This is a genomic window from Mycobacterium sp. (assembly GCF_049683355.1).
In the GTDB taxonomy this organism is placed as follows: Bacteria; Actinomycetota; Actinomycetes; order Mycobacteriales; family Mycobacteriaceae; genus Mycobacterium.
This window is the reverse complement of sequence record NZ_JBAUJB010000011.1, coordinates 1-1848: the sequence shown is the minus strand read 5'-3', so window position 1 is coordinate 1848 and position 1848 is coordinate 1. Positions and strand designations below refer to the sequence as shown.

The 1848-nt window shown below is 67.6% G+C and carries 2 protein-coding genes; both read left to right on the top strand.

Translation table 11 applies throughout. The features are described from left to right. Positions 1-506, top strand: a 506-nt coding sequence (locus WA944_RS00435; protein ID WP_526607979.1) for an FAD-dependent oxidoreductase, incomplete at its 5' end; no start/stop codon positions are given. Between the two features lie 27 nt (positions 507-533). Next, positions 534-1848 (top strand): pyruvate kinase (gene pyk, locus WA944_RS00430; protein WP_526646068.1); only part of this gene is annotated, 1315 nt, incomplete at its 3' end.

Here is a 1848-nt window from a genome sequence, read left to right as displayed (position 1 = left end):
GGTCACCGTGGCCGACGTGGCCGATCGTGTTGCGGACCCGTCTGTCGCCCGCCCACGCCGAAGGTGGTGACCGCCGCTACCAGGTGGCGGTACAACGCTTTCTCGGTGACGAGCAGGGCAACGTCCGGGCGGTGGAGATCGCCGAGGTCGAGGTCGAGCGCGACGAGTCGGGACGACGCCACGTCGTGCCGGTCGGGGACTCGCTGGAGATCCCCTGTGAGCTGGCACTGCTGGCGATCGGGTTCGACGGTGTGGAGCACATGCCGCTGTTGGACGGCCTGGGGCTGGCGCTCAACCGCCGCGGGGCGGTGCCGTGCGGCCAGGACTGGCAGACCACCAGCCCGGGGGTGTTCGTCTGCGGCGACGCCCACCGGGGCGCCTCGCTGATCGTGTGGGCGATCGCGGAGGGCCGCAGCGCCGCGCACGCCGTCGACAGCTACCTGATGGGGGAGTCGGACCTTCCCGCGCCGGTCAGGCCCGGTGCGCTCCCGCTGGCCGTCGTCTGAATCGATTAACGACTATGCTCAACACCCGTGAATAGACGCGGAAAAATCGTCTGTACGCTGGGCCCCGCCACTGCCTCCGAGGAGGCGGTCAAGAAGCTGGTGGAGTCCGGGATGGACGTCGCCAGGCTGAACTTCAGCCATGGCGACTATGCCGACCATGAGGCCAACTACAAGCGCGTCCGGACTGCCTCCGATGTGACCGGACACGCCGTCGGAATCCTCGCCGACCTGCAAGGACCGAAGATCCGGTTGGGCCGTTTCGCCGACGGGCCCGTCGAGTGGGTCAATGGCGAGACGGTGCGGATCACCGTCGAGGACTTCGAGGGCAACCACGATCGGGTCTCGACCACTTACAAGCGCCTGGCCCAGGACGCCAGCCCGGGCGACCGGGTCCTGGTCGACGACGGGAACGTCGGTCTGGTCGTGGAGCACATCGACGGCAACGACGTGGTCTGCTCGGTGACCGAGGGCGGAAAGGTCAGCAACAACAAGGGCATGTCGCTGCCCGGGATGAGCGTCTCGGCCCCGGCGCTGTCGGAGAAGGACATCGAAGACCTGGAGTTCGCGCTGCGGCTCGGTGTCGACCTGGTGGCCCTGTCGTTCGTGCGTTCACCCGCCGACGTCGAACTGGTTCACGAGGTGATGGACCGCGTCGGCCGGCGGGTCCCGGTGATCGCCAAACTCGAGAAGCCGGAAGCCATCGACAACCTCGAGGCGATCGTGCTCGCCTTCGACGCGATCATGGTCGCCCGTGGTGATCTGGGTGTGGAGCTCCCGTTGGAGGAAGTTCCCCTCGTGCAGAAGCGTGCCATCCAGATGGCAAGGGAGAACGCGAAACCCGTCATCGTGGCCACCCAGATGCTGGAGTCGATGATCGAGAACTCCCGTCCCACCCGGGCCGAGGCGTCCGACGTGGCCAATGCCGTGCTCGACGGCGCCGACGCGGTGATGCTCTCTGGTGAGACCTCGGTGGGCAAGTACCCGTTCGAGACCGTCAAGACGATGGCCCGGATCATCAGCGCGGTCGAGGACAACTCGGTCGCGGCACCGCCGCTGACCCACGTGCCGCGCACCAAGCGCGGCGTCATCTCCTACGCCGCCCGCGACATCGGTGAACGCCTCGACGCCAAGGCGCTGGTCGCCTTCACCCAATCCGGTGACACGGTGCGTCGGCTGGCCCGGCTGCACACGCCGCTGCCGGTGCTGGCGTTCACCGCGCTGCCCGAGGTGCGCAGCCAGCTGGCGCTGACCTGGGGCACCGAGACGTTCATCGTTCCGCACATCGAGACCACCGACGGCATGATCCGTCAGGTCGACAAGTCGATGCTGGAGATGGACCGCT